Annotated in this window: 21 protein-coding genes and 1 pseudogene; 12 read left to right on the plus strand and 10 right to left on the minus strand. The window is 69.6% G+C overall.

The window, feature by feature from the left end:
• Positions 1-2 precede the first annotated feature (2 nt).
• Together SSPN_RS0130315 and SSPN_RS0130320 are read right to left on the minus strand one after the other, a co-directional pair.
• On the minus strand, positions 3-194 hold the full coding sequence (locus tag SSPN_RS0130315; protein WP_029535871.1) for a hypothetical protein: 192 nt from the start codon (positions 192-194) through the stop codon (positions 3-5).
• A 220-nt stretch (positions 195-414) separates the two neighbouring features.
• Positions 415-627 (minus strand): BldC family transcriptional regulator, encoded by a 213-nt coding sequence (locus SSPN_RS0130320; protein WP_010312424.1) that lies wholly within the window; start codon positions 625-627, stop codon positions 415-417.
• Positions 628-828: 201 nt separating this feature from the next.
• Between SSPN_RS0130320 and SSPN_RS0130325 the strand changes: the two genes are divergently transcribed.
• The 3 genes from SSPN_RS0130325 to SSPN_RS0130335 are packed head-to-tail and all read left to right on the plus strand — an operon-like array spanning position 829 to position 2,816.
• Complete coding sequence (locus SSPN_RS0130325) at positions 829-1,116, plus strand: DUF4229 domain-containing protein (RefSeq protein WP_010312425.1); 288 nt, start codon at positions 829-831, stop codon at positions 1,114-1,116.
• Positions 1,113-2,216 (plus strand): L-cysteine desulfhydrase Cds1, encoded by a 1,104-nt coding sequence (gene cds1 / locus SSPN_RS0130330; protein ID WP_010312426.1) that lies wholly within the window; start codon positions 1,113-1,115, stop codon positions 2,214-2,216. The genes SSPN_RS0130325 and cds1 overlap by 4 nt, the downstream gene beginning before the upstream one ends.
• 33 nt (positions 2,217-2,249) lie before the next feature.
• Positions 2,250-2,816 (plus strand): DUF3558 family protein, encoded by a 567-nt coding sequence (locus tag SSPN_RS0130335; protein ID WP_143539425.1) that lies wholly within the window; start codon positions 2,250-2,252, stop codon positions 2,814-2,816.
• 126 nt (positions 2,817-2,942) lie between these two features.
• Here the strand turns inward: SSPN_RS0130335 and SSPN_RS0130340 are convergent, their stop codons facing one another.
• The 3 genes from SSPN_RS0130340 to SSPN_RS0130350 all read right to left on the minus strand — a co-directional run bounded on the left by SSPN_RS0130340 (position 2,943) and on the right by SSPN_RS0130350 (position 6,265).
• A complete protein-coding gene (locus tag SSPN_RS0130340) occupies positions 2,943-3,815 on the minus strand; it encodes a 1,4-dihydroxy-2-naphthoate polyprenyltransferase (RefSeq protein ID WP_010312430.1) in 873 nt (290 codons plus the stop codon).
• Positions 3,816-3,870: 55 nt separating this feature from the next.
• Positions 3,871-5,061 carry an o-succinylbenzoate--CoA ligase gene (gene menE, locus SSPN_RS0130345; protein ID WP_010312432.1) on the minus strand — a complete coding sequence of 397 codons (1,191 nt, stop codon included), beginning with the start codon at positions 5,059-5,061 and terminating at the stop codon, positions 3,871-3,873.
• A 280-nt stretch (positions 5,062-5,341) separates the two neighbouring features.
• The gene (locus SSPN_RS0130350; protein ID WP_010312435.1) at positions 5,342-6,265 is read right to left on the minus strand and encodes a 1,4-dihydroxy-2-naphthoyl-CoA synthase; all 924 of its coding nucleotides are present in this window, start codon (positions 6,263-6,265) and stop codon (positions 5,342-5,344) included.
• Between the two features lie 135 nt (positions 6,266-6,400).
• Here SSPN_RS0130350 and menD point away from each other — a divergent pair, with 135 nt between their 5' ends.
• Complete coding sequence (menD, locus tag SSPN_RS0130355; RefSeq protein WP_010312437.1) at positions 6,401-8,068, plus strand: 2-succinyl-5-enolpyruvyl-6-hydroxy-3-cyclohexene-1-carboxylic-acid synthase; 1,668 nt, start codon at positions 6,401-6,403, stop codon at positions 8,066-8,068.
• A 532-nt stretch (positions 8,069-8,600) separates the two neighbouring features.
• Complete coding sequence (locus SSPN_RS0130360; protein WP_010312439.1) at positions 8,601-10,100, plus strand: M1 family metallopeptidase; 1,500 nt, start codon at positions 8,601-8,603, stop codon at positions 10,098-10,100.
• A gap of 13 nt (positions 10,101-10,113) precedes the next feature.
• On the opposite strand, the gene SSPN_RS60615 is transcribed toward SSPN_RS0130360, so the two are convergent.
• Positions 10,114-10,890 carry an isochorismate synthase gene (locus SSPN_RS60615; RefSeq protein WP_337466380.1) on the minus strand — a complete coding sequence of 259 codons (777 nt, stop codon included), beginning with the start codon at positions 10,888-10,890 and terminating at the stop codon, positions 10,114-10,116.
• Positions 10,850-11,320, minus strand: a complete 471-nt coding sequence (locus SSPN_RS60620) for an isochorismate synthase (RefSeq protein ID WP_237710790.1) — start codon at positions 11,318-11,320, stop codon at positions 10,850-10,852. Before SSPN_RS60620 ends, SSPN_RS60615 begins: the two co-directional genes overlap by 41 nt.
• A gap of 205 nt (positions 11,321-11,525) precedes the next feature.
• Between SSPN_RS60620 and SSPN_RS0130370 the strand changes: the two genes are divergently transcribed.
• Both SSPN_RS0130370 and paaC read left to right on the plus strand, forming a co-directional pair.
• The gene (locus SSPN_RS0130370; RefSeq protein ID WP_237710791.1) at positions 11,526-12,008 is read left to right on the plus strand and encodes a DUF3592 domain-containing protein; all 483 of its coding nucleotides are present in this window, start codon (positions 11,526-11,528) and stop codon (positions 12,006-12,008) included.
• Positions 12,009-12,183: 175 nt separating this feature from the next.
• Positions 12,184-13,059, plus strand: a complete 876-nt coding sequence (gene paaC / locus SSPN_RS0130375; protein WP_010312443.1) for a 1,2-phenylacetyl-CoA epoxidase subunit PaaC — start codon at positions 12,184-12,186, stop codon at positions 13,057-13,059.
• A gap of 794 nt (positions 13,060-13,853) precedes the next feature.
• On the opposite strand, the gene SSPN_RS0130385 is transcribed toward paaC, so the two are convergent.
• Positions 13,854-14,714, minus strand: a complete 861-nt coding sequence (locus tag SSPN_RS0130385; protein ID WP_010312445.1) for an inositol monophosphatase family protein — start codon at positions 14,712-14,714, stop codon at positions 13,854-13,856.
• Positions 14,715-14,891: 177 nt separating this feature from the next.
• Here SSPN_RS0130385 and SSPN_RS0130390 point away from each other — a divergent pair, with 177 nt between their 5' ends.
• The 3 genes from SSPN_RS0130390 (at position 14,892) to SSPN_RS0130400 (ending at position 17,520) form a co-directional block, all read left to right on the plus strand.
• Positions 14,892-16,016: a glycosyltransferase family 4 protein gene (locus tag SSPN_RS0130390; protein WP_029535875.1), complete on the plus strand. Its 1,125-nt coding sequence runs from the start codon at positions 14,892-14,894 to the stop codon at positions 16,014-16,016.
• A gap of 218 nt (positions 16,017-16,234) precedes the next feature.
• The gene (locus SSPN_RS46595; protein WP_010312450.1) at positions 16,235-16,738 is read left to right on the plus strand and encodes a GNAT family N-acetyltransferase; all 504 of its coding nucleotides are present in this window, start codon (positions 16,235-16,237) and stop codon (positions 16,736-16,738) included.
• A 92-nt stretch (positions 16,739-16,830) separates the two neighbouring features.
• On the plus strand, positions 16,831-17,520 hold the full coding sequence (locus SSPN_RS0130400; RefSeq protein WP_010312452.1) for a demethylmenaquinone methyltransferase: 690 nt from the start codon (positions 16,831-16,833) through the stop codon (positions 17,518-17,520).
• 6 nt (positions 17,521-17,526) lie between these two features.
• Here SSPN_RS0130400 and SSPN_RS52375 read toward each other — a convergent pair whose 3' ends face one another.
• Both SSPN_RS52375 and SSPN_RS46600 read right to left on the minus strand, forming a co-directional pair.
• Positions 17,527-18,285, minus strand: a complete 759-nt coding sequence (locus tag SSPN_RS52375) for an EamA family transporter (protein ID WP_010312454.1) — start codon at positions 18,283-18,285, stop codon at positions 17,527-17,529.
• Positions 18,286-18,375: 90 nt separating this feature from the next.
• Positions 18,376-19,221, minus strand: a complete 846-nt coding sequence (locus SSPN_RS46600) for a LysR family transcriptional regulator (protein ID WP_237710792.1) — start codon at positions 19,219-19,221, stop codon at positions 18,376-18,378.
• Positions 19,222-19,315: 94 nt separating this feature from the next.
• Between SSPN_RS46600 and SSPN_RS52380 the strand changes: the two are divergent.
• Positions 19,316-19,869, plus strand: a pseudogene (locus SSPN_RS52380) (acyclic terpene utilization AtuA family protein); the annotation flags it as partial.
• Between the two features lie 41 nt (positions 19,870-19,910).
• Positions 19,911-20,282 carry an AtuA-related protein gene (locus SSPN_RS55665; RefSeq protein WP_010312459.1) on the plus strand — a complete coding sequence of 124 codons (372 nt, stop codon included), beginning with the start codon at positions 19,911-19,913 and terminating at the stop codon, positions 20,280-20,282.
• The last annotated feature ends 97 nt before the right edge of the window (positions 20,283-20,379 follow it).

The raw sequence follows: 20,379 nt of genomic DNA on the forward strand, positions 1-20,379 counted from the left end.
GCTCAGTCGTCCTCTCCGGATCGCGGCTTGCGCTGCTGCTCGCCGAGCCGGCGCAGGAACTCGGGGTCGTCGTCCGGAGCGATGGGGGCCTGCCGGGGACGTCGCCCTGCCACCCCAGTCGCCTGGGGGCCGAAGGCCTTCCACATCAGCACGACGACGGTGAGCGCGCCGATCGCTGCCAGGACGTAGATCATCGTGGCCACCTCCAACTGTTCCGCTTTCGAGATTAGCCAATCCCGGGTGCGGTTGTCGTAGTCGCAGGTGGCACTGCCGATGGCGGATCCAGGTGGCGCCTCGCGTGGTGGGCGAGGAGCCACCTGGATCGGCGGTCGCCGGGACCGCCGGCGATTCTTCAGATCTTCGGTGGCGGGGTGCTCTCCGGCGGTCGAGGCGCCGGGTCGCACCGATCGCCGCTCAGGACGACCGGTCGACGTCGTTGGTCAGCTCGGCCAGCAGGGTGCGGACCTCGGACTCGCGGAAGCGGCGGTGGCCGCCGGGGGTCCGGATGGAGCCGATCCGGCCGGCCGTCGCCCACCGGGTCACGGTCTTGGGATCGACCCGGAAGAGCGCGGGGGTGAGGAGCTGCTCCTGACCGTTCTGGCGAGGCTGTTGGGTCGTCGCGGTCACAGGTGACCTCCACGTTGCGAGTAGTGGTTTTTCGGGCATTCCGGTCGCATCCTGGCACCTCGATGGTCAGGTACTCGAACATTTGGGTTTAGGTAAAGGGAAGGTAAGGGACGAAAACGGCGCTTCGGGCGGGGCCCCACTGGGCGCAGCTCTGTTTGCTCTAACCTGGATGACGTGCAGGAACAGCAAGGAGTCGGAACTGTGGACCAGGGCTCGAAGCCGAACCTCGCGCGCGACATCGTGCTCTACACCGCCGCCAGGTTTGGCATGGTGGCTGCGGTGGCCGCGGTGTTGATGCTGGTGCACGTCCCCGCCCTGGTCGCGCTCGCGGTGTCCGTAGTGGTCGTGATGCCGTTGTCGATGCTCGTGTTCGGTCCGCTGCGCCGCAGGGTCGCCGTCGGCATGGCGGAACGTGCGGCCGAACGCCGGGAGCGCCGAGAAGAGCTCCGCGCGCAGCTGCGCGGCGAGAGAACTTCGGAAGCCCAGTGATCGACAGCACCCAACTCGACCGTTCCTGCACCCGAACGCGCAGCTGGACCAGCGAAGCGGTCCGCATCATCGAGGCCGACGCGAACCGCAGCGCGGACACCCACCTGCTGCGCTTTTCGCTGCCCGCGGAGTGGGGCGTCGAGCTTTACCTCAAGGATGAGTCAACACATCCGACTGGTTCGCTCAAGCACCGGTTGGCCAGATCGCTGTTCCTGTACGCGATCTGCAACGGTTGGGTGACGGAAAACACGCCGGTCATCGAGGCATCGTCGGGCTCCACGGCGGTTTCCGAGGCCTACTTCGCTCGCCTGCTGGGTTTGCCATTCATTGCGGTGATGCCCCGATCCACCAGCCGCGAGAAGGTGTCGCTCATCGAGTGGCAGGGCGGCCGCTGCCACTTCGTGGACGAGCCGGGCGCGATCTACACCGAGTCCCGCAGGTTGGCCACCGAGCTCGGCGGCCACTTCATGGACCAGTTCACTAACGCCGAGCGGGCCACCGACTGGCGTGGCAACAACAACATCGCCGAGTCGATCTTCGAGCAGCTCGCGCTGGAACCGCACGCCGAACCGGCGTGGGTGGTGGTCGGTGCGGGCACCGGCGGCACCAGCGCGACGATCGGGCGCTATCTGCGTTACCGCAGGCACAACACGCAACTGGCCGTCGTGGACCCCGAGCACTCGGTGTTCTTCGACGCCTGGCGGGACGGCGACCCGACGCGCACCAGCGACTCCGGGTCGCTGATCGAGGGCATCGGGCGGCCGCGGGTGGAGCCGTCGTTCGTCGGACAGGCGATCGACCGGATGATCAAGGTGCCGGACGCGGCATCGATCGCCACGATCCGCTGGGTCGAAAAAGTTCTGGGGCGGCGCGTCGGCGGCTCCACCGGGACGAGCCTGTGGGGCGTGTTCGGCCTGGTGTCGGAGATGATCCGGCAGGGCCGCAGCGGCAGCATCGTGACGCTGCTCTGCGACGGCGGGGAACGCTACACGCACACTTATTACGACGACGAATGGGTCGCCGAGCGCGGCCTGGACCTGACCGTGCCGACCAAGATCCTGGAGCACTTCCACGCCACCGGCGAGTTCCGGGCAGACTGAGTGCGGAGCCCATGCGGAAAGGTTGGTGTGTCGGTGAGGCGTTGGGGTTGGCTTTCCGCGGTCGCACTGCTCGGAATGGTGGCCGGCTGCACGCCCGGCGAGCAGACTCCGCCGGCCGCCGCGCCGACGACGCAGACCACTTCGGCGGAGGAGTCCACGACGGAATCCGCGGCGCCGTCGATCACCCGGAACGTGCCGCCCGAACAGCGGAAACGGCTGGCAGACCTGCCTGTCGACCAGCTCTGCGGGCTGGTCGACCAGGACGAGCTGAGCGTGCTGGCGTTCCCGATGGAAAGCGGCGCCGCGCGGGAGGTCGGGTTCGATCCGCCGGTCCGCGGCTGCACCTTCCAGGCCCGGTCCGGCGGGCGTTCCGTGGTGATCGGCGCCCAACCGGTGGGTTTCGCGAAGCTCGGTCGCGACCAGGTGGATCTGGGCACCGTCCGCGGGACGCGGACTATACACGCGAACGACTGCACCGTCTTCGCAGGTGTGGCGGGCGCAACGCTGCAGGTCGCGGTGACGGCGAGCGAAGTGGGTACCGACCAGTGCGAGAAAGCACAGCACATCGCGCAATACGTGCTCGCCGCCGTCGTGGTGTGACCTGGTTTCGGAGCGTGTGGCTCCGTTGGGCGTGCGGAAATGCCGATACGGCTCGATGACGGTCGCGCGCATCGCTGTCGGTGACTTGAGTTGTGCCCCGCATCGTCCGGCGGGGCACAGCCGCAATCAGCCGAAGGCCACGGCGAGGGCGGTGAGGATCGACCAGGCCAGCATGGCGAAGCCGGTGTCGCGCAGCGCCGGGATCAAGGCGCGTCCCTGCGAGCCGCCGACCACCGCGCGCAGCGGGACGATGAGCAGCGGCAGGGCCAGGAACCCGAGCAGCGCCCAGGAATTGCGCAGCCCGATCAGGACCGTGATCAGGAACGGGATGAGCGTCAGCGCGACGTAGAGCGTGCGGGTGTCGCGGTCGCCCAGCATCACCGCGAGGGTGCGTTTGCCGGTGACCCGGTCGGACGGGATGTCACGGAGGTTGTTGGCGACCAGGACCGCGCTGGACAGCGAGCCGATACCCACCGCGGTGCCGATGCCGGAGCCGGAGATCGTGTCGGCCTGCACGTACATGGTGCCCAGGACGGCGACCAGGCCGAAGAAGACGAACACGGCGATCTCGCCCAGGCCCGCGTAGCCGTAGGGGCGCTTGCCGCCGGTGTAGTACCAGGCCCCGGCGATGCAGAGCGCGCCGATGGCCAGCAGCCACCATTGTCCACTTAGGACCACAATGCCGAGGCCCGCGAACGCCGCGAGCCCGAAGCAGGTCCAGGCCGCAATGCGCACCGTGGTCGGCCTCGCCGAACCCGAGCCGACGAGGCGGAACGGCCCGACCCGGTCGTCGTCGGTGCCGCGGATGCCGTCGGAGTAGTCGTTGGCGAAGTTCACCCCGATGATCAGCAGCATGGCGAGGATGAGCGCTAGAACCGCGGTCACGGGGTCGAACTTGTCGATCCCCGCCGCTGCGCCGGTGCCGCCGAGCACTGGTGCGATCGCATTCGGGAAGGTGCGGATGCGAGCGCCTTCGATCCATTGAGCGACAGTCGCCATGTAAGCCATCTTCGCGCACCCGTGAGGGCCGTCGGCGAGAGCCTCCCCGCCGGAGTCAGGAATCGAGCTGGGCGGCCAACGCGCGTCGGTCCGGCTTTCCGGGCCCACGCAGCGGCAACTCCGCGAGGAAAGCGACGCGCTTCGGCGTGGCGGCCGCGCCGAGGCGCTCGCGGACCGCGGTGCGGAGGGTGTCCGGAGCCGGCGGATCAGCCAGGTCCGCCGGCACGACCGCCGCGATCACTGCCTGGCCCCATTCCTGGTCCGGCACGCCGAGCACGCATGCCTCGCGGACCCCGTCCTGCTCGGTGAGGACCCGCTCGACCGCCAGCGGCGCGACGTTCACTCCGCCGGTGATGATCATGTCGTCGGTGCGGCCCAGCACCTCCAGCCGGTCGCCCTGCCAGCGGCCCAGGTCGCCGGTGCGGAACCAGCCGTCGGTGAACGCCACCGCGTCCGGCTGGTGCCGATAGCCCCTGGCCAGCATGGGTCCGGCCAGGCGGATCGGCCCGGTCTCGCCGTCGATGTGGACCTTCGCGACGTCCAGCGGCCGCCCGTCGTAAACGCAGCCACCCGAGGTCTCGCTCATCCCGTACGTCGTGGTGACGCCGATTCCGTAGTCCCGGGCCCGCCGCAGCAAGGCTGGTGGGGTGGCAGCGCCGCCGAGCAGCACCGCGTCGAATTTCCGCAGCGTGGCAAGGCCATCGCCGCCCGCGTCGAGCAGCCGGGACAGCTGGGTGGGCACCAGGGCCGTGTAGTGCGGGCCGTCCGCGGCGAGCACCGGGCTGGCGGCCTCGGCGAACCGGTCGGGGCGGAACCCGGCGGAGGTGTCGGTGGCGTGCGGTCTGGTTCCCGCCAGCAGTGCCCGGACCAGGACCTGGATGCCCGCGACGTGGTGTGCGGGCATCGCCAGCAGCCAGTGGCCGGGGCCGCCGAGGCGGCGGTGGGTGGCTTCGGCGGAGGCGCGCAGCGCCGATGCCGGGAGCAGCACGCCCTTCGGCGTGCCGGTGGAGCCTGAAGTGGCGATGACCAGCGCGGTTGGGTCGTCGGGGTGGTCTTCGGCACCGGCCAGCGGCGAGCCGTCGGCAAGGGCTGCGACGAGCCGCTGGGCTCCCTCCACGTTTCCTGCGGCGACCGGCAGCAGGGCCGGGCCGTCGCCGTCCAGTGCCCGCGTCAACGCAGGTAGCACGCCCAAAGCGCCGGTTCCGGGCGGCACGGGAAGCGGCTGCAGGTCGCGGGCTTTCGGCATCTGCCCATTGTCGGTGAGCGACGGCCCCGCAGGCTGCGCCGCCTCGGCGAGAACTTCGACACTCGATCACCTGTTCTAGCGATCAAGTGTTCGAATTTCCGGCCGATGAAATTGGTACGCGCTTGGAAGGGAGCCGAAAATGATGGTTTTGATCGTGCTGGTGTGCCCGGCCGACCTGCTGGTGGACCTCTTAGGCCGACGGCTGGCAGGCGATGGCGGGCAGGACCGGTTCCGTGCCGGGGAAAGCGGTGTGAGCCCGCCCGGAACCGATCCCGACGACTCAGAAGTACCAGGGGAAGGCGGACCAGTCCGGGTTCCGCTTCTGCAGGAACGAGTCGCGCCCTTCGACGGCTTCGTCGGTCATGTAGGCGAGGCGGGTGGTCTCACCGGCGAACAGCTGCTGGCCGACCAGTCCGTCGTCGATGGCGTTGAACGCGTACTTGAGCATGCGCTGCGCAGTCGGCGACTTGCCGTTGATCTCGTGGGCCCACTGCAGCGCGGTGGCCTCCAGCTCGTCGTGCGGGACGACGGCGTTGACCATGCCCATCTGGTAAGCCTGCTCGGCGGTGTAGGGGCGCCCGAGGAAGAAGATCTCCCGGGCGAACTTCTGGCCTACCTGGCGGGCGAGGTAGGCCGAGCCGAAGCCGCCGTCGAAGCTGCCGACGTCGGCGTCGGTCTGCTTGAAGCGGGCGTGCTCGGCGCTGGCGATGGTGAGATCGCACACGACGTGCAGGCTGTGTCCGCCGCCGGCGGCCCAGCCCGGTACGACCGCGATGACGATCTTCGGCATGAACCGGATCAGCCGCTGCACTTCGAGGATGTGCAGCCGCCCGGCGCGGGCCGGGTCGACCGACTCGGCGGTCTCGCCGTCGGCGTACTGATACCCGGAACGACCGCGGATCCGCTGATCGCCGCCGGAGCAGAAGGCCCAGCCGCCGTCCTTGGTGGACGGGCCGTTTCCGGTGATCAGCACGCAGCCGACGTCGCTGGTCATGCGTGCGTGGTCCAGGGCTCGGTACAGCTCGTCGACGGTGTGCGGGCGGAAAGCGTTGCGGACGCCCGGGCGGTCGAACGCGATGCGCACGGTGCCTTTCCCGGGGCCGTCCTCGACGCAACGGTGATACGTGATGTCGGTGAAGTCGAAGCCTGCCACGGGCTCCCACGAAGCCGGATCGAACAGCTCAGAGACACGGGGATTCTGCACACCTGGGACAATAGGCGCAGCAAGCGCTCGGGGCGGGGGCCTCCCCGCAGCAACCTGGCGCTTGCGGGGACGACGCCGAGGGGGCCCGAGGCTCCCTCGGCCGGCGTTCGCCAAGCGATGTTCAGAGGTGATCGGTTGAATCCGTCCACGGCCCAGGCTGAGGTCATCGTCGACGAGCTCGTCCGCAACGGGGTGCGGCAGGTGGTGCTCTCCCCGGGATCACGCAACGCACCTCTGTCTTACGCGCTGCACCGAGCCGCACACGCAGCGCGGTTGCGGCTGCACGTACGCATCGACGAGCGCAGCGCGGGTTTTCTCGCGTTGGGGTTGGCGGCGCGGACGCAGTTGCCGGTGGCGGTCGTCTGCACATCGGGGACCGCGACGAATCTGCACCCGGCGGTGAGTGAGGCATACCACTCGGGTGTCCCGCTGATCGTGCTGACCGCGGATCGCCCGCCGGAGCTGCGCGCAGCGGGCGCCAACCAGACCATCGATCAGCACCGGCTGTTCGGTGCCGAGGTCCGGATGTTCGACGAGCTCGCGGTCGCCGAGAGCCGCCCGGGACAGAACGCGTACTGGCGAAGCCAGGTGTGTCGCGCCTGGCACGCCGCGGCCGATGGCACGCGGGGCGGCCCGGTGCACCTGAACATCCCGTTCCGGGAGCCGCTGGTGCCCGACGGCGACGACCAGTGGTGCGAGCCGCTGACCGGACGCCCGGGCGACGCCCGGTGGACGGAAGTCTCCCAACGAGGCTGCGCGCCGAGTGAACTGTCGCAAGTGCACGCTCGACGCGGCCTCGTGCTGGTCACCGACTGGGGTGTCGAGAGCGCCAACGAATGGGGCGATCGTCACGGCTGGCCGGTGCTGTCCGAGTCCGGCGGTGTGGGCTTAGCCGGCTCGGCAGCGATCAGCACCGGGATGTGGCTGCTGAACCTGCCCGAGTTCATGCGGGAGCACCGGCCAGAACAGGTGTTGTGCGTCGGCCGCCCGACGGTGTTCCGGCAGGTCCAGCGATTACTGGCGGACACCGACGTGGAAGTGCTGCTCGCGCACGGTGGGGTGGACTGGGCTGCTCCGGCGCACAACTTGCGGGAGGTCGCGGCGACTTTCGGCGCCGCGCCGGGATACGCCGATCCCGACTGGCTCACCGCGTGGCAGCACGCCGACCAGAAGGCGTCCGAGGCGCTGCACGCGGCTCTTGACCTGGAGCGTTGGCCGAGCGGTGCCGCCGTGGCGCGCGAGGTCGTGGATATGTTGCCTGAGCACGCACTGCTGGTTCTGGGTTCGTCGAACCCGAGCCGCGACGTGGCGTTGGCCGCGCGCCAACGGCCCGATGTGGTCGTGCACCGCAACCGGGGTGTGGCTGGGATCGACGGCACGGTGTCGACGGCGATCGGCGCCGCGGTCGCGCACGGCCGCCCGGCCTACGCGCTCCTGGGTGACCTGACTTTCCTGCACGACAGCAACGGCCTGATGCTCGGACCGTACGAACAGCGGCCCGATCTGACGATCGTGGTGTTGAACGACGACGGCGGCGGCATCTTCGCCCTGCTGGAACAGGGAAGCCCCGAGCACCGGGAGGCCTTCGAGCGGGTCTTCGCGACACCGCACGGAACCGACATCGGCAAGCTCTGTGCGGCGCACGGCGTCGAGCACGTGCTGGTGCGGGAGCGTGCCGAGTTCACCGCTGCTCTGCAGTGGCGGCCGGGATTGCGGGTCGTCGAGGTGCCGGCGGATCGCACCAAACTGCGTGCGGTGCACCAGCGGTTGCTGACTGCGGTTCGGTCTGCCCTGGTCGGCTGACAGCTCGGCATGCCGCCTGACCGCGGGATGTCGTGACCGGGTGCTGAGCTCCTCGTGAACCACTGGTGTCCGCAAGGCACACACCTATGTTGATCACGAACGGACACTCTTGGGTGAGCCTTCTCTTGGAGCGGTAGGAAGATCGATCCGGAGCCGCCTTGGTCAGAAGCTGTCGTTGGTGTCCAATGCCGCTTCGAGAACGAAGGCCGGATCGACTTCCCAAACACCCGACTAGCGCGGCCTTTTCGGCTCTGCCCGGTTGATCTCAACGTTCGGGAATTCCGTCGGTCCCGCCGTTCGGGCGGGTGGCGTCACACGTTGGTTTGGCGTCACCGGTGCGCCGATGTCGCTCGAAAGGGGGTTGTTTCCCCACAAATCGGGGTGGTCGTGCGGGCAGCCTCCGGTGTTTTCGGTGCCTGCGTTCGCGGTTTTCCGCTGCACAGTGGGAAAAACCGGTGATCCGAAAACATGCCTGGTAGATAGGAGCTTCTTTATTCTCCTACCGGACCAAGAAGTTCGGAGGAGGTGGCAGGTGTTTCGACGACACGGCCTGCGAGCCACGGCGGCGGCGTGCTGCGCGACGGCTTTGCTCGCCACACCGGCGTTGGCCGGCAGCGACGGACCGGGGGCGCCGGGCGCGGGCGACGAATACTTCCCGGGTTACGGCAACGGTGGGTACGACGTCTCTCACTACGACATCCAGGTGCGTTACCAGCCTGCGGACGACCATCTGCAGGGCACCACGACGATCGTCGCGAAACCGACGCAGAACCTGACCGCGTTCAACCTGGACTTCGCGCTGACCACCAAGTCGGTGCGGGTCAACGGGGTGCCCGCGCAGTTCTCGCAGGCCGGCATGGAACTGACGGTGACGCCGCCGGTGACGTTGCCCGAGGGAAGCCTCGCGACCTTCGTCGTCGAGTACGAGGGCGTGCCGTCGACGGTCGAGGTGGACGGCCTCACGCCGTGGATCCGCACTTCCGACGGTGCGCTCGCGGTTGGCGAACCGGAGATCGCGGCCTGGTGGTTCCCGAGCAACGACCACCCCAGGGACAAGGCGACCTTCGACGTCTCGGTCGCCGTTCCGGACGGCACCGAGGTGGTGTCCAACGGTGTGAACACCAAGAACTCCAGCCTGGCGGGCTGGACGACCTGGCAGTGGCGCACGACAAAACCAACCGCCACCTACCTGGCGTTCATCGGCGTCGGGCAGTACGGGATCAGCACCAAGACCGGCGCGTTCGGGCAGCCGTTCGTCAGCGCGTACTCCGACAACCTCGGCGAGTTGGAGGGCGCGGCGAAGGCCAGCGTCGAACGCACCCCGGAGGTCGTGGAGTTCCTGAGCGGGTTGCTCGGCGAGTACCCGTTCGAGGCGCAGGGCGGACTGGTCTCTTCCGAGGGGATGAACTTCGCGCTGGAGAACCAGACCCGGCCGACCTACAGCCACAAGTTCTTCCGGAACGGCGCCAACACCTCAGTGGTGGTGCACGAGAACGCGCACCAGTGGTTCGGCGACTCGGTTTCGGTGGACACCTGGCGCAACATCTGGCTGAACGAAGGCTTCGCGTCCTACGCGGAGTGGCTCTGGTCGGAGAAGCAGGGCACCGGCACCGCGCAGGAACTCTTCGACTACTACTACGGGCGGCACCCGGCCGACGACCCGTTCTGGCAGGTCCTGCCGGGTGATCCCGGTGCGGGGGCCGTGTTCGACGCTGCGGTGTACGACCGCGGCGCGATGACCGTGCAAGCCTTGCGCAACGTGGTCGGAGACGCGGTTCTGCAGGACATCGTCCGGACCTGGGGGTCGGAGAAGCGCTACTCCACCGGCACGATCGAGGAGTTCATCGCGCTCGCCGAGCAGCGCTCCGGCAAGCAGCTCGACGAGCTGTTCAACACCTGGTTGTTCACCAAAGGCAAGCCGCCGGTCGGCGAAGCGACCGGGGTACCGCCGCGTGTGAATCACGTCATGGTGGCGCCGCCGAAGGCCGTGGCGGAGCTCGACCGCACGCACGCCCTGCTGCACGAGCACTAGTGCGCGGTTCGCGCTAGCGGACGCCTTCGAGGGCTTCGCGGATCGGGAGCAGCTTCGCTTCCGCCTCCGCGACCTCGAGGTCGGGGTCGGAATCAGGGACGATTCCGCACCCCGCGAACAGCCGCACCTTGCCGCCGCCACGTCCGGCCCCGACGCCGGGCGTGGCGGTCGCTTCAACTTGGGCGCAGCGGAGGGCTATGGCGAACTCGCCGTTGCCGCTGCCGTCCAGCCAGCCGACCGGGCCCGCGTAGCGCCCCCGGTCCATCCCTTCCAGCTCGTCGATCGCCAGCACCGCGTCATCGGTCGGTGTTCCCCCGACGGCAGCCGTGGGGTGCACTGCGGCGACCATGCGCAGCAGCGTTGCCGGGCCGGTGGTCGCGTTGCTTTCGCTGAGCTTGCCCTCGACGTTCGTCGCGAGGTGCAGGACGTTGCGCAGCCGGATGACCTCCGGCTCGTCCGGCACTGTGAGATCACTGCAGAAGGGACGGAGTCGGACCGCCAACGACTCCGCCGCGTAGGCGTGTTCGCTTCGGTTCTTTGCGGACGCCAGAAGTTCGGCCGCGAGCTGTTCGGCGGTGTGCCCCCCGCGCGGCCAGACCGTGCCGGCGAGCACCCGGGACCGCACTTCGTATCCCATGCGTTCGAGCAGCAACTCCGGGGTGGCGCCGACGAGCCCGTCCACCGCGAACGTCCAGCAGGTCGGGTACCGGGCGGCAAGGTTGTGCAGCAGGTACCGCGTGTCGAGCGGTTCAGACCAGCAGGTCGTGGGAGAGCACGATTTTGTCGAGATCGCCGGTTTCCCGCATGCGGCGCACTGCCTCGGCCACGGACTGGCGGGAAACCACGGACTGGCGGTAACCGGTCGCGGAGAGTTGTCCGTCGCTGTAGGACACCGTGCCGGGCGGGTGCACGGGCTCGGGCTGCTGTGGCTCGGCGGAGCCGTCGCCGATCGTGGTGATCCAGCGCACCCCGTCGCGTTGCCCGATGATGACCTCGGGGACGATCAGCACCGAATCCCCGGGCTCGTCGGCGAAGGCCAGGCTGGCGAACGCCACCGGCCCGCAGCCGGGCAGCCCCACCGAGTCTTCGACCTCGAACTGGTGACAAAGCTCTCGCCACCAGGCGTCGGCCTGGCTGAAGCGGTCGCGCCCGGAAACATCGAGGCGAGCCGCGCAGCCCCAGCCGACGAGCCCGGAGCTGTCGCGGACCCAGCTGAGCACGCCGTCTGCGGGGAGTAACTCCAACAGGGGACGGTCGTATCGAGGGTCGCCTGGTTCGAGCCGTCGGGTTCGCGCCGTCAGCAGCCGGGGTGTAGTCGCCACTCCTGGAGGGTATGCGCCGCTTCCGAAGCGGTGGGCGGCACCGAAGGCCTGCGACTCGCCGATGGCGGGATGCCTACAATCGGTCACCGTGGCGAGCGAAGCGGTGGCGCGGAACGCGGCCGACTCGGTGACCGATTCCAGCACGGACGGTGACCAGCCGGTGGCGGTGCCGACCCGTGGCCGGGGGCGGACGCGTGCCCGCCGGGGCGTTCTGGTGCTCGGCCTGCTGCTGACCGTGATGGGGCTGTCCATCATCGGGGCGTGCTTCATCAACGATCGGACCATCGAGGAGTCCAAGGGCGAAGCGGTGGCCGAGGTGGTGGACACCTCGCTGACCCGGACCGTGGTGCGCTTCAACACCGAGGAGGGCCGCGTCTACATCCCGCCGAACGGCGTGCTGTACCCCGCAGACCTGCAGGCCGGCCAGCTGGTCCGGGTCGAGTACGACTCGCGGAACCCGGATCTGGTCCGGGTCGCCGGGCGCAACGCGGTCTTGTCGCTGCTGCCGGTGTCCAGTTCGCTCGCCGTGGTGTGGGCGGTTCTGCTGCCGGTGTACTGGCTGCTGCGGCGGCCGACTGCGCGATGAGTCGTTGTGCCCTTGTACCGCTGATCAGGCTTCCCTAACTCGGTCGGGTGGTGTGACACTGGATTCCCGCCGGAAGGGGGCTGGCGGCGGATTCGCACGACCCATGTGGACCCGTGGGTGGGGATAGCGGCCCATCCGTTCCTGCCGACCGCCGACTCGCGTCTGCGAGGTCGCCATGAACATGCCTGAAGTGCAGCCCGGTGCGTCGGATGTGCAGCAGTGGGTGCTCGGCGCACCTTCGATGTCCACTGTGGATCGATCGGTTCCGGGTGGCGTGGCCACTTCGGACCTCTCGCAGTACTGCCTGATGCTCGGCGACGATGCGCTGATCCTGTCGCACCGGTTGTCCGAGTGGGGAATTCGCGCCCCGGAACTGGAAGAGGCTGCCGCGATCGGCGCGATCGCGCTGGACCTGTTGGGGCAGGCCAGGATCCTGTTGCACCGCGCGGGCGAGGTGGAAGGCGCGGGGCGGGACGAGGACAGCCTCGCGTACCTGCGGACGGCCGAGGAATTCCGCAACGTCCGCCTGGTCGAGATCGACTGTGGCCCCGGCCAGGTCGGGGATTTCTCGGCGACAGTCGCGCGGCTGCTGCTGTTCGCCGCATGGCGGGTCGCGGTGTTCGAACGGCTGGCGCGGAGCCGGGACGCGGTGCTGGCCACCTTGGCGGCGCGGTCGCTCGCGGGGCTGACGCGGCACCGGGACCACGCCGCCCAGTGGGTGATCCGCCTTGGCGATGGCGGCACCAGTTCGTCCCGGCTCATGGCGGCCGGGTTCCAGCGGGTGTGGCCGATGACCGGCGAGCTGTTCGTCCCGCACCCGGCCGAGGCGCGGTTGGCGGACGCCGGCTGTGGGGTGGATCCGGCGGACGTGCGCGGCGACGTTCGCGGGGTGCTCGACGAGGTGTTCTCGGTGGCCCGCCTGGAACGGCCGGATCCTGCGGAGTTCGGTGGGTTCGTCCGACCCGGTGGCCGGGACGGGGTGCACACCGGCGGGCTGGAGTTCCTGCTCGCCGAGATGCAGTACCTGGCAAGATCCGCCGCACAGCCGTGATCGGCCGGGCCGAACGGGCAAGAGTCGCGGCACACGCGATCAGATTGAGTACTTTCCCCCAAGAACTTAGGGGCCCGGCGGGCGCAGAGTGATTCCTGGGGGCGCTCGGGAACTTCGGTCCGGTCGACATCGTCGGATCGGTGCCCACGGGCGGGACACCGGTTTCGAATGCCTCTGCGGCCAAGTGGAAGGACACAACTCGACATGGACGGAATCTGGGTGCAAGTTCTGGTCGCGCTGATCGCCGGGGCGTGCGGGGCAGGAGTGATGTTGGCCGTTGTCTGCGCCCGGAGAGTGATAACCGCGCCCGCCGCCGCGTCCCCTGCTGCGCCGCCCGTTCTGTCTCCGTCGCCCTTGCCTGACAAGTGGTTGCACGAGGTCCAGCGGTGCGAGCAGGCGGTGTACCGAGCCGCCCGCGCCGTCGACGCGGTGTCCTCCACGCAGGCCCGCCACCAGTTGCAGACGGTCGTTCGGCGGATGGACGCGGAATTGCCGAACATTCGCGCGCTTTCCGAGGTGGGGCGAGGTCTGGCTGGCAGCGAGCCGCGGGACGACGCAGTTGTGCGCCGGGTGCAGAGCCAGCTCGATGACGCCGCGACCAGGTTCAGCATGATCACCGATCACGTGTTGGAGACGGTCGTGGAGCTGGTCGCAGCACCCGATCTCAGCCGGGTCCACGAGCAAGTGACGGTGCTGCGCGAGCAGTTCCCCCTGCTGCGGCCGATGTCGGCGGTGTTCGGTCCGAAGCCGGGTTCGGCTCCGGCCCGCGCGCTGGCTCGGGCCGCCTGTGAGGGTCAGCTCGGCCCGGTCGTCTGCCGCCACCAGTCGTGCACGTCGGCGGCGACGCCGGGGGCGGCCACCAGCAGCCCGTCCAGCGGGAGAGCGGTTGCGTTGCCCCGGCGGTCCAGCACGGTGGCACCGGCTTCGGTGGCCAGCGCGAGCGCTCCGGCGACGTCCCATTCCTGATACGAGTCCAGCACCGCCGCGACCGCGTGGCCGAGGGCGACCTGGGTGATCGCCAGCGCCGGCGAGCCCAGTAATCGAACCCCGACCTGGGCGCTCGCGGCATTGGTGATGAACCGGTCCATGCCGTGCCACGGCCCGTCCTTGGTCAGTTCCGTGCACACGATGCCCCCGCGCGCCTCGCCCGGTACGGGCAACCGCACCGGCGTGCCGTTGGCGCGCATGCCGCGGCCGCGCGCCGCGGCGTAGATCTGCGTGCGGTACGGGTCGGCGACCACCCCGACCACCGGGCCGTGCTCGTCGAGCATGGCGAGGCTGTAGGCACACCAGGGCAGGCCCGCGACGTAGTTGGCGGTGCCGTCGACCGGGTCGACCGACCAGCGGAATCTCGCCGAACCGGCGCGGGCGGCCCAGTGCTCGGCGACCGTGGTGGGCGCGGCGTCGAATTCCTCGCCGAACACCGGGATTCCGGGGAATTCGTCGGCGAGGATCCGCCGGGTGTGGCGTTCCAGGGTGCGGCCGGTGTCGGTGACCCAGTCGAACGGCGACTCGGTGGGCTCGGGGCGCGCTCCCCGGCCCGCGGTCGCGATGATCACGTCTGCGGCGTCGTTCGCGAGTCGGCCGGCGACCTCGAACGCCCGCGACACCAGGGCAGGATCGATCTGCGCGGGTGGGGAAGGCAGGACCGTCATGCCGTCCCAGGCTCCGTGCGGTGGGTGACCGGAGCGCAACACTCAGGTGGCCGGTTGTGGAGGGGCAGGTCACGATTGCGCGCCGCTTGGCGAGTTGGCGGGGTCTTCGGTTGGCGTTGGCGATGCTGTCACGTTGTGGTCGACTGTTCGCCGGGCCGGGGCGTCACCGTTTTCGGCGTGCGCATAGCGATCGTGACCGAGAGCTTCCTGCCGCAGATCAACGGGGTTACGAATTCCGTGCTCCGGGTGCTGGAGCACTTGCGCCGTCGGGGCGACGCGGCACTGGTGATCGCCCCAGGAGCGGGCCCGGTGGAGTACGCGGGCTTCCCGGTGATCCGGCTGCCCGCGGTGGATCTGCCGCTGGTGTCGTCGTTGCCGATCGGCTTCCCGACGCGGCGGTTGCTACGCGGGTTGCAGGAATTCCGCCCGGATGTCGTGCACCTCGCGTCGCCGTTCATCGTCGGGGCGCGCGGCCTGGCCGCCGCGAGGCGGCTCGGTGTCCCGACCGTCGCGGTGTACCAGACCGACGTCGCGGGCTTCGCCGAGTCGTACGGCTTGGGCCTGACCGCGCGAGCCGCGTGGCGCTGGATCCGCCGCCTGCACGGTGCCGCCGACCGGACGCTCGCGCCGTCGACTTGGGCCGTGGACATGCTGCTGGAGCACGGCGTTCCGCGGGTGCACCGGTGGGGTCGGGGCGTGGACACAACGCGTTTCTCGCCGCAGCACCGGGATTCGGGCCTGCGCGGCGAGTTGGCGCCGAACGGTGAGTTGCTCGTCGGGTACGTGGGGCGGTTGGCTCCGGAGAAGCGCATCGAGAGGTTGGCGGCGCTGGGCGGGATGCCGGGCGTGCGGCTTGTCGTCGTGGGTGACGGGCCTGAACGCCAGAACCTCAGCGCGGCGTTGCCGGGCGCGGTGTTCCTGGGGCAGCGGACCGGGGATGAGCTGGCGCGGATCTACGCGAGCCTCGACGTTTTCGTGCACACCGGGCCGCACGAGACGTTCTGCCAGGCTGTGCAGGAGGCAATGGCTTCGGGCGTCCCGGTCATCGCCCCGGACGCGGGCGGCCCCCGGGATCTCGTCGACCACGGTCGTACCGGTTATCTGCTGCCCGCAGACGATCCCGCTGTGCACGCGAATGCCCTGCACGCCGCTGTCACGGCGTTGCGCGACCCGGCGCTGCGGGAGCGGTTCGGCGAAGCGGCGCGTGTAGCGGTCGCTGGGCGAACCTGGCCCGCGCTGTGCCAACAGCTGATCGGACACTACGCCGAGGTGACGGCGCGCGTGGAGCCGTTGGCCGCTTGACCCCTTCGCGCTGCGCCGCGGGCGGAGTTACGGCTTCGTGGGCTCCTGCGGTGTCGGTTGCGAGGGTGGGCGGGTGCGCCGCTTCAAACAGAGATCAGGCGACTTCGGGACAGCTACCGCCGCTCACCGGATCGATCCCTGGAACCACGTGCGCGTCGGGCGGACTTGCTTCCCCGCAAGGAAAAATTCGTTGTGTTGGAAAGCTTCTCCCGCTCATCATGGGTTCCGTGGTCTTGGTGCGGCGAGTGATGGACAGCGAGCTGACCGCTTTGCGGGAGGCGAGGCTGCGCGCACTCGCGGCCGACCCGGATGCGTTCGGATCCACTTTGGACCGGGAGCGGGCGGAGCCGATGGAGTTCTGGCGGGAGCGGCTCGCCGGCGGCCCGTGGTTCCTGGCTTGGTCCGGGAGAGCGGCGGTGGGGGTGGTCGCTGCGGTGCCGGCTCGGACCCCGGCGGAGTACCAGCTCGAAGCGATGTGGGTCGCCCCCGAGTGGCGCGGCAAGGGAGTCGCGGAAGCCCTGGTCGATGCGGTCCTTTCGTGGTCCCGGACAACTGGCGCCATTTCTGTGACGCTGCGCGTCTTCGACGCGAACCTGGCTGCCCGACGCTTCTACGAGCGCGTCGGATTCCGCCGGACGGGACAGTGGGAGCCCCACCCTGGGAAGGGAGCGTTGCGGGAACGCCTGCGAATCCACTTGCCACCCGACCTGCCCGAAGTGTGATCCGGGGCGGTCGAAGAGGAACATGACTTCCGCGATGCGGATTCGACGGGCGTGATGGTGATCTCGCTGGTCCTGCCACGTACGCTTCGGGTGTGTCTAGGGCTGGTTTGGACAAGAACCCCCGCGAGGTCGCCGCGATGTTCGACGGCGTCGCGCGCAGGTACGACCTGACCAACACGGTGCTGTCCTTCGGGCAGGACCGGCGGTGGCGGGATGTGACCCGGCGGGCCCTGGCACCCAAGCCCGGCGAGCGGGTGCTGGACCTGGCGGCCGGCAGCGGTGTGTCGACGGTGGAGTTCGCCCGCTCCGGCGCGTGGTGCGTGGCCGCGGACTTCTCGCTGGGCATGCTGTCGGTTGGTCGGCACCGAGGGGTGCCGATGGTGGCGGCGGACGCGCTCCGGCTGCCGTTCGCCGACGCAGCCTTCGACGCCGCGACGATTTCGTTCGGGCTGCGGAACCTGGTCGACACGGCCGCGGGCCTGCGGGAGATGCTCAGGGTGGTGCGCCCCGGAGGTCGGCTGGTGGTGTGCGAGTTCTCCACCCCCACCTGGCAGCCGTTCCAGACGATCTACCTGAACTACCTGATGCGGGCGCTACCGCCGATCGCCCGCGCGGTGTCATCGAACCCGGACGCCTACGTGTACCTCGCGGAGTCCATCCGCGAGTGGCCGGACCAGCGCGAGCTGGCGGAGCTGATCGCCGAGTCCGGTTGGGCCGACGTGCAGTGGCGCAACCTCACCAGCGGGGTCGCGGCGGTCCACCGCGCGGTCAAGCCCTCCTGACCCGCACTACGCCAAGGACAGCGAAGCGATCGCCGCTGCCGCGCACAACGGGCCAGGAGCTGTGCGCGGGTGGTGTGTTCGCCGAGCAGCAGTAGCGCCCGACGCGAACGGCCGGGTAGATCGCAACGGTTGCCGACGGCGCCGCCCGCCAGCGCAGTTGCGGCCGGTTTCGCGGACAGCAGCCGCACCTCCGCAGTGCTGACGGCCAACACGCCGCTGACCAAGACCGAGACGATTCGGCTGGCGATGACCGGATACCACCCGGCGTCGCCAGTGACCTGGCCCATTCCGATGAACTGCCCGGCGAAGCCGACTCGGGCGACCAACTCCTCCGGCGCACCACGTCCTCGCGGTGCGCGCTCTCCGCCGGATGACAACCAGATCGCTGGCAGGCTGGCCCACAATTCCGCCCAGCGCCAACGGGGATGGTCGCTCGCCGAGCAGCGCGATGCCGAACACGGCCGGAAGTGCCAGCGCCCCGACGTCGCTGATCGGTGCCACCACGCTCATCGGCCCGCGCCGCATCGCCCGGTACCGGAAGGCCACGCCGATCCCAGCGCCCAAGCCGGAGAGAGCACCCCACCACATGGCCGACGCGGTGGGGGATCCGGCCGGGGTGAAAAGAAGCAGCAAGCTGACCAGCGTTCCACCGACTTGCGCGTGAGCCGCCACGACGATGCCCGAGTGGCGGCGCGACACCAGGCCGTTCACGAAGTGGATCACACCGAAGCAAAGCGCCGAGCTCAACGCCAGGAGCTCCCCCACCGGCCGACCTCCGAAGCCTTCCGGGAGCTATTCGCCCCAGGTCAGCCGCACCGAGCAAGTTCGCAAGCCGCGTCTCATGCCCGCCCTAGCTCAGACACAAGAGCTGTGACCTCTTAGGTCGTGCGGCGGTTGGAGCGTCCGGGTCAGAGCCAGGTCGTTTCCGGGGCCAGGGGGTCCGTGGAGCGCAAAGTCCGGCCGATCGCGGTCATGAACGCCTCCGATGCCGGCGAGTGGGCGGTTCGGTTCGCGGACCACCGCGATGCGCCGGCTGATCTCGGGCCCGCCCAACGCCTGGTGCTCTAGGCCGGCGAACTGGACGAGCGGCAGCACCAGCCCGGGCATCACCGCCACGCCGAGCCCGGCCGCGACGAGCCCGGCGACGGTGGTGATGTTGCGCGATTCCAGCGCCAGGTTCGGTCGAACCTGGGCCGTCGCGAAAGCCCGTTCGGCGATCGGCCGGACCTGCAGGTCCGGCAGCGGTTCGGGCACCACTGCGACGGCCAGGTCGACCACGCCGGTGCGGACCCGCCGCAGCACCTCGTCGGACATCTCATCGTCGATGGACAGCTCGACCCCGGGGTACTCCGCGCGGTAGACGGAAACCACGGGCGGCAGCAGGACCGCCGCCAGCGACGGCAGCGCCGCGATCCGCACCCGGCCGCGGCTGCCGGCCAGGAACCCCTCGAAGTGGTTGATCCCGGCGTCGAAGGCTTCGACCATGCGCCGCGCCACCCGGCAGAACTCGTGGCCTTCCGGCGTGGTGATCAGGTTCCGCGTGGTGCGCTCGAACAGCGTGATGCCGAGCTTGCGCTCCACTTCGCGGACCGTGCGGCTCATCGAGGACTGCGCCAGGTGCAGCTGCTCGCTGGCGAGCGTGAAGCTCCCGGCGTCATGCACCGCGAGCACCAGTCGGAGCTGTTGAAGCGTCAGATCCATGCCCACAGGGCATTAATTAGCGGTTCATCTTCGGGTGGGCGTTCGGCACGACACTGGTGATGACCGCGGTCGCACTGGTCACTGGGGTGCTGTGATGCGCATCGGGAGTGGAGCCGGATTCGCCGGGGACCGGATCGAACCGGCGGTGGACCTCACGGCGCGGGCCGGACTGGACGACTTGGTCCTGGAATGCCTGGCGGAACGCACGATCGCGCTCGGCCAGCAGGGGAAACCGCGCGACTCGGCGCTCGGCTACGACCTGCGGCTTCGCGCGCGGTCCGAGCGGTTGCTGCCGGTCGCCTGCGAGCACGGCGTGCGGATCGTGACGAATATGGGCGCGGCGAATCCCCTCGCGGCGGGGATGCTCACCCGTGACCTGCTGGCGGAACTCGGGCTGTGCGGCAAGATCGCGTGGTCACCGGCGACGACGTCCCGGACCGGCTCGACCTGCGGATCCCCGCGCCGGAGGACGGGGTTCCGCTCGCCGACCACGGCGCGGCCGTGTCGGCGAACGCGTACCTGGGCGCCGAGGCGCTGCTACCGGCGCTGGACACCGGGGCGGACGTGGTGCTGACCGGGCGGGTCGCGGACCCGTCGCTGTTCGTCGCGCCGCTGGCGCACCGGCTTGGCTGGGAACTCGACGACTTGCCGCGAATCGCGGCGGGAACGCTCGTCGGGCACGTCCTGGAATGCGCGGGACAGGTCGCGGCTACTTCGCCGAGCCCGCGACGGTGCTGCTGCATGACATCGCGCACTGCCGGGCCGGGGACAAGGGCGACACCTCGACGCTGTCGCTGTTCCCCTACCGGGACGAGGACTTCGACCTGCTGCTCCGGGAGGTCACGGCCGAGCGGGTCCGCGTGCACCTCGCCGACCACGTCCGAGGCAAGGTGCTGCGCTACGAACTCCGGAACCTGTGCGCACTGCAGTTCACCTGCCGCCAAGCCCTCGACGGCGGGGTGACGACCTCCCTCGCCCTCGACACCCACGGCAAAGCGCTCAGCTCCCGACTCCTGTCCTGGACCTCCCGCGACCGGATAGATAGTGATTTACGCAGGTGAATGGCCGTGAGTGTTTTGGGTTGCGATAGCCGCCCAAAACACTCACGGCCCCCTCGCCGACGCTTAAGGGGGGGTGGTTGTTGGGGGTGTTTCGGGG

Source organism: Saccharopolyspora spinosa NRRL 18395 (assembly GCF_000194155.1).
Lineage (GTDB): Bacteria > Actinomycetota > Actinomycetes > Mycobacteriales > Pseudonocardiaceae > Saccharopolyspora > Saccharopolyspora spinosa.

Bases quoted from the DNA above. Each gene is read 5' to 3' on its own strand.
- paaC (WP_010312443.1), top strand. From the start codon at position 12,184: ATGAACATGCCTGAAGTGCAGCCCGGTGCGTCGGATGTGCAGCAGTGG.
- SSPN_RS46595 (WP_010312450.1), top strand. From the start codon at position 16,235: ATGGGTTCCGTGGTCTTGGTGCGGCGAGTGATGGACAGCGAGCTGACC.
- SSPN_RS46600 (WP_237710792.1), bottom strand. From the start codon at position 19,221: ATGGATCTGACGCTTCAACAGCTCCGACTGGTGCTCGCGGTGCATGAC.
- SSPN_RS0130385 (WP_010312445.1), bottom strand. From the start codon at position 14,714: ATGACGGTCCTGCCTTCCCCACCCGCGCAGATCGATCCTGCCCTGGTG.
- menE (WP_010312432.1), bottom strand. From the start codon at position 5,061: ATGCCGAAAGCCCGCGACCTGCAGCCGCTTCCCGTGCCGCCCGGAACC.
- SSPN_RS0130315 (WP_029535871.1), bottom strand. From the start codon at position 194: ATGATCTACGTCCTGGCAGCGATCGGCGCGCTCACCGTCGTCGTGCTG.
- SSPN_RS0130340 (WP_010312430.1), bottom strand. From the start codon at position 3,815: ATGGCGACTGTCGCTCAATGGATCGAAGGCGCTCGCATCCGCACCTTC.
- SSPN_RS55665 (WP_010312459.1), top strand. From the start codon at position 19,911: ATGCGCGGGACAGGTCGCGGCTACTTCGCCGAGCCCGCGACGGTGCTG.